The 5,559-nt window shown below is 56.8% G+C and carries 4 protein-coding genes and 2 pseudogenes; 1 reads left to right on the top strand and 5 read right to left on the bottom strand.

Annotation, left to right across the window (positions count from 1 at the left end; all coding sequences use genetic code 11):
- The 3 genes and pseudogenes from tnpC to tnpA all read right to left on the bottom strand — a co-directional run.
- Nucleotides 1-1,549 (bottom strand): annotated as a pseudogene (gene tnpC / locus F0155_RS22895) (IS66 family transposase); the annotation flags it as partial.
- 45 nt (nt 1,550-1,594) lie between these two features.
- Complete coding sequence (tnpB, locus tag F0155_RS24155) at nt 1,595-1,720, bottom strand: IS66 family insertion sequence element accessory protein TnpB (protein WP_204934597.1); 126 nt, start codon at nt 1,718-1,720, stop codon at nt 1,595-1,597.
- 5 nt (nt 1,721-1,725) lie between these two features.
- The gene (tnpA, locus tag F0155_RS22885; protein ID WP_150526887.1) at nt 1,726-2,181 is read right to left on the bottom strand and encodes an IS66-like element accessory protein TnpA; all 456 of its coding nucleotides are present in this window, start codon (nt 2,179-2,181) and stop codon (nt 1,726-1,728) included.
- Nucleotides 2,182-2,315: 134 nt separating this feature from the next.
- Here tnpA and F0155_RS22880 point away from each other — a divergent pair.
- Nucleotides 2,316-2,771, top strand: a pseudogene (locus F0155_RS22880) (transposase); the annotation flags it as partial.
- A gap of 322 nt (nt 2,772-3,093) precedes the next feature.
- Here F0155_RS22880 and rfbD read toward each other — a convergent pair.
- Both rfbD and rfbB read right to left on the bottom strand, forming a co-directional pair.
- Nucleotides 3,094-3,978, bottom strand: coding sequence for a dTDP-4-dehydrorhamnose reductase (gene rfbD / locus F0155_RS22875; RefSeq protein ID WP_150526886.1), 885 nt, complete (start codon nt 3,976-3,978; stop codon nt 3,094-3,096).
- 18 nt (nt 3,979-3,996) lie between these two features.
- A complete protein-coding gene (gene rfbB, locus F0155_RS22870) occupies nt 3,997-5,067 on the bottom strand; it encodes a dTDP-glucose 4,6-dehydratase (protein ID WP_150526885.1) in 1,071 nt (356 codons plus the stop codon).
- Between the last annotated feature and the right edge of the window lie 492 nt (nt 5,068-5,559).

The raw sequence follows: 5,559 nt of genomic DNA, 5'->3' as shown, positions 1-5,559 counted from the left end.
CGGGTCTCCTCATCCGAGAGCTAACACGCCAGAGCACAAAATTCAGAATAGTCCCGGCGGTCTCGATCAGCGACAGGATGCCGGCGGCCCGTTCGCCGCCTTTGTCCGATCCGGCGAACAGCCAGTTCTTGCGCCCAAGCGCAATCGGGCGGATGGAACGCTAAGCCGCATTGTTGTCGATCTCGATGGTGCCGTCCTCAAGGAACCGCCCGAGGGCCTGCCAGCGGTTCAGGGCATAGCGGATCGCCTCCGCCGTACTGGACTTCCCGGATACCTCGGCAAGGCGCGCCATCAGCCACTTTTGCAAAGCCTCGAACACCGGTTTGCTCTTCGACCGGCGGATGTTCAGACGTTCGTCAGGCGGTGATCCCCGGATGGCTTTTTCGATATCGTACATAGCCCCGATCCGTTGCAAGGCTTCCTCGGCGATCGGTGCCGGACCATTCCCCGTAAGGTCGAAGAACTTGCGGCGGACATGAGCCATACAGGCCGCTTCCAGAACCTTCGGCGGTCCTTCCGGCTCCTTTGCCTCATAGAGCTCCTAGAACCCCGCATAACCGTCGGCATGAAGTACGCCACGGAAGTCCTTCAAATGTCCTTGAGGATGTTCGCCCTTGCGGTCCGGGCTGTAGAAGTAACAGACTGCCGGCGGTGTTTCGGATCCACAGGGCCGCCCATCGCGGACATAGGTCCACAATCTGCCGGTCTTCGTCTTGCCCTTGCCGGTCAAACCGGCAGATCTATCGTTTTGCGTGCCTTTGGCACGCGGGCCGGGCGCCAGCACCGGAACCGGTGTGTCGTCCCCGTGCAAACGGTCTCCAGCAAAGACATGATCGCGCAGGGTCTCGATCAACGGTGCCATCAATACGCTCGCCTTGCCGACCCAATCAGCCATGGTCGAGCGGGCTAGTTCAACGCCTTCGCGGGCGTAAATCTCCGATTGGCGATAGAGCGGCAGTTGATCGCAATATTTAGCCGTCAGCACATGTGCGATCAGGCCTGGGCCGGGCTTGCCGCGCTCGATCGGCAACGACGGCATGGACGCGGTGATCTCCGTGTCGCAACCCTTGCACACAAAGCGCGGCTGGACATGGCGCACAACACGGAAGGACGCGGGGACGTAGTCCAGAACCTCGGTCACGCCCCTTCCGCTTTTGAGGAAGTCACGCCCGCCACAGCATGGGCAGGAACGCTCCCCCAGATCGTGGACGATCTCGTGTCGCGGCAGGTGGTCCGGCAACGGCTGACGTACAGGCTTGGTTTTCGGCGCTTCGACGCGACCGGCTGGAGCCTCAAAAGGCAGTCCCGCCTCAGCCGCTTCGATTTCCTCCAGTGCCAGTTCCAACTGCGCGATGTCGCGGTCGATTTTCTCAGAAGACTTACCAAAGCGTGCGCGGCGTAAAACCGCCAGCTGCTCCTTCAGCTTGTCGATCAGGCTGTCGCGCGCTTGAAGTTGCCCGCTCTGCCTGGCCAATTCCTCCGCCTGCCGGGCACATAGCGCACGCAAGGCATAAATGTCGTCGGGAAGGCTGGCAACAGTGGAACTCATGGCCAATTTCTTAGCTGATTTGCTTGAGTTCAGCCAACCTTATCCTCATGGAAAAGCTGGTTTTATCCGGTCGCCACGCCGCCCCCAGAAGGCAAACACCGCGCCCGACGCCGGCTTTTGACGCAGAACCTCCTGCACCAGGGCCGATAGGCCGGAAATCCCCTTGCGCATGTCTGTTACCCCGCAGGCCAGATACACCCGCACGTTCGATCCAGGCGCGATCGTGCCTCTTCCACCGAGCGGATCAGTCCTTGCAGCATCAAAGGGTCCAGCCCGGAATCCACCTTCAGCACACGGCCGCCCTTGCAGCGGATCTCAATCCGCCCCATTCGTGCAGCCTTCTTCAGAGCCGGCTTCCGGACAGCCTCTTCTTCCAGTGCTTGACCATGTCTCTCGGCCTCGCTTGCTACCAGCGTCACCGGCAGAAAACACGGTTCCTGCAAATGCTCCCTCTGGTCTTGCACAAATTTGCGGCGCCAAGCGTAAATCTGTTGCGGCAGAACATCATGCCGCCGAGCAACATCCGCAACCGTTAGGCCGCTGGTCGCAACCTCTTCAAGAATGGTCAGCTTCTGATCATCCGACCAAATGCGCCGCCGCTCTCGGCCCGTTAAAATCTCAACCCGACCCATCGGTCACCTTCGCTACCGAATTAATGGCATATCTAATTCCGTAACTTCAGCCAAAGACACAAAATCGAAAAGAGAGTGTCACCGGACGCTTACCCTAAACCCAATTTAAACCGGACAGCGGTGACATCGACGACACAGGTCGGCCCTTCGCCGTGATCCTGCGTCCCGGCAAGACACCGTCCGGCAAGGAGGTCCGCAGCTATCTGTGCCGCCTTATCCGGATGATCCGGCGCGTGTGGCCGACAACCCGCATCCTGATCCGCGGTGACAGCCATTATGGCAAGACCCAAGTCATGCAATGGTGCGAGAAAACGGCATCGACTATCTGTTCGGCTTCGCCGGCAACAAGATTCTCAAGCGTCTCGTCGAAGAGACCGCCGACGATATCCGCACACGCCGCGCCCTTGAAAATAAGCCGGTGCTGCGCGGCTATGCCGACACCCGGTACGGGGCGAAATCCTGGAAGGTGGAACGCCGCGTCTGCGCTCGCGGTCAGGCCGAGAACCTGATCAAGATGCACAAGAGCCAACCAGGTCCGCCTTATCCTGCACACCGCAGCCTACTGGTTGATGCTCACACTGCGCAAAGCCGAGATCTTCCGACACCTCGCGGGCGCCTTAACACCGGCTCACCATGAAAGCCGGGACGCTGACGCCCCCAAGCCCACCCCCTTCAACATCAAACGCGTGACACAAAGTTCCAGATCAACCGCGGTGAAACAGACGAAACGGTCCACCATGTCCCGGTCTTGCCCACCAGAAACCTGACAGCTCATGAATAAGACGGGTTAGTATGTTAGGAGTGGGCCCTGTCGAGGAAGGTATGAATGCTACGCAACTGCGGATAGTGCATCTCAAATATTGACAATTATACTATCGCTTTGGCTTCTCGCACGAAAATATATATTTCCGGTTATGTCGCTGTGAGGAGGCGTGCGAGACACTCCCGTACACCTTGCTTCCACTCGGGTAGTCGAATGCCGAACACCGCTTCGAGCTTGTGGCAATCGAGGCGTGAATTTTCAGGTCGCCTTGCCAACGTTGGATAGTCGGCTGAGGTGATTGCGCATACGCGCGGAACCTTGAGACCCTGTTCGGTGGATCGCTCGAATATCTCGCGGGCGAAGGCATACCAAGTCGTATCGCCTGTTCCGGCGCAGTGATATATTCCCCAGCGGTCCTCATCATTGTGTATGTTCAAATGCGTCGCAAGGTTTAGAATTGCGGTTGCGAGATGCGGGGCGTAGGTTGGGTTGCCGACCTGATCAGCAACAACGCTGATCTCTTCGCGGGTCACAGCGAGCCGCAACATGGTCTTGACGAAATTACTCCCGAAAGCACTGTAAACCCAAGCAGTCCGCAGGATGATGTGCCTAGGATTTGCGGCTGCCACCTGACGCTCGCCTTCGAGCTTCGAATGACCATATATACCAAGTGGGTTGACCGGATCGGTCTCGATGTATGGCATGGTCTTGCTGCCATCAAAGACGTAATCCGTAGAAATATGGATGATTGGAATGTCGTGCTCGGCGCAATGTGCCGCCAATGCACCGGCACCATTGCAATTCACAGCGACCGCTGTGGCGCACTCGCTCTCGGCTGTGTCGACAGCGGTGTAAGCGGCGGCATTTATGACAAGGTCTGGTTGCAGCACTTCCAATGCCTTCTGTATTGTGTCATGCCCCACAAGATCGAGAGTGGGGCGTCCAACCGCGACAAGTTCAAAGGCTTCGCCCTTCGCTATTTCGGTGAGGGAGCGCGCTAACTGTCCATCGCGACCGGTAACCAGAATTTTCATGTTTGCTTTCGCCCGCCGTTAGCTCCGACCATTAACAATGCTATTGAGTAGTCCCAAGCGCTGCCCCTGATAAACTGTATCGGTTAGCGGCAGCCACCAGTCGCGGTGCCCTAGGTACCACTCGACGGTCTTGCGGATACCGCTGTCGAAATCCTCCACTGCTACCCAGCCAAGCTCTCGCTCCAGCTTGTCGGCATTGATCGCGTAGCGTCGGTCATGGCCCGGTCGGTCGATGACATAGGTGATCAGTCGGTCGTGCGGCGCACCTGCAGGATGAAGCTCATCCATCAACGCACAGATGGTTTTCACGACCTGCAAATTGGTGCGCTCATTGCGACCGCCAACGTTATACTTCTCTCCCAAGTTGCCACTGGTCAGTATGAGTCGCAGTGCCTTGGCGTGATCATCTACATAGAGCCAATCACGAATGTTGCCACCGTCGCCGTAAACCGGTAACTCCTTGCCGTGCAGGGCGTTAAGGATCATAAGCGGGATCAGCTTCTCCGGAAATTGGCAAGGTCCGTAGTTATTAGAGCAGTTCGAGATCAGACCTGGGAAACCATATGTGCGGTGCCAAGCGATTACCAGATGGTCGCTCGCCGCCTTGCTGGACGAATAAGGCGAGGATGGGTCGTAAGCGGTAGTCTCCTCGAACAAACCGTCAGCGCCTAGGGAGCCATAAACCTCGTCGGTAGAGACGTGCAGGAAGCGGAATGCTGCCCTTGCATCGGGATCTAGCGCGAGCCAGTATTGCCGTGCCGCTTCCAGCAGAGTAAAGGTGCCCATAATGTTGGTTTGCATGAACTCAGCCGAGCCGGTGATCGATCGGTCGACGTGGCTCTCAGCCGCTAGGTGAATAACGCCCTCAGGGCGGAACTCAGCGAAGGCACGATCCATTGCGGCCCGGTCACAGATGTCGGCTTGGATGAATTGATAGCCAAGAGAACCGTCGACCTCGGCGAGTGACGCTGGATGGGCGGCATAAGTCAGCTTGTCGATATTCAGCACAACATCGCAGCAGGTGCCGACCAAATAACGGCAGACAGCTGAGCCGATGAACCCGGTGCCGCCGGTGACCAGTACACGCATTCAACTTCTCTCCTTGTTATTCTTGTCGCTATAACTCATTGACTTGGCAACCTAAAATTCTCTGGGGCAAATACGTTGGGATTAAAACATTCCGATGCGGATTTCTAGCCTAAACAATTACTTCTATACCGACTTTGTGGCCTGTGACAGGCGTTGTCGAAGACGATGTGGATGTGGCACAGTCCTCAATAGCGCGTTTAGATCATCATCATTGGGGCCATTGCGCTTATGCCATAATCGAGCAATACCATACCTCGGTCACAATATTGCTCGCCATCTCAACCAAAACTGTACAGAATTCTTCAAAATTGGAAGAACTTATACCGGCTTGGCGGTAGGAATTTTGCCCAGTCGGTCACGGAACTGGCCAATATAAGATTTGCGGGAGGCCTCCATCTTCGCCGGAAGTCATACCGCAATTGCAACTTTATGCAACAGACTCATAAGTTCGCAGCCAGATGCGGATTGAAGCGAGTTGGACAGAGGCGAGAA

This window comes from Roseibium sediminis (genome assembly GCF_008711325.1).
In the GTDB taxonomy this organism is placed as follows: domain Bacteria; phylum Pseudomonadota; class Alphaproteobacteria; order Rhizobiales; family Stappiaceae; genus Roseibium; species Roseibium sediminis.
Note: the sequence above shows the minus strand (reverse complement) of the source record. Positions and strands in the feature narration are given on the sequence as shown.

What these genes read in the sequence shown, in the direction of transcription:
- tnpB (WP_204934597.1), bottom strand. Translation starts at nt 1,720, where the DNA reads ATGCGCAAGGGGATTTCCGGCCTATCGGCCCTGGTGCAGGAGGTTCTG.
- rfbD (WP_150526886.1), bottom strand. Translation starts at nt 3,978, where the DNA reads ATGAAAATTCTGGTTACCGGTCGCGATGGACAGTTAGCGCGCTCCCTC.
- rfbB (WP_150526885.1), bottom strand. Translation starts at nt 5,067, where the DNA reads ATGCGTGTACTGGTCACCGGCGGCACCGGGTTCATCGGCTCAGCTGTC.
- tnpA (WP_150526887.1), bottom strand. Translation starts at nt 2,181, where the DNA reads ATGGGTCGGGTTGAGATTTTAACGGGCCGAGAGCGGCGGCGCATTTGG.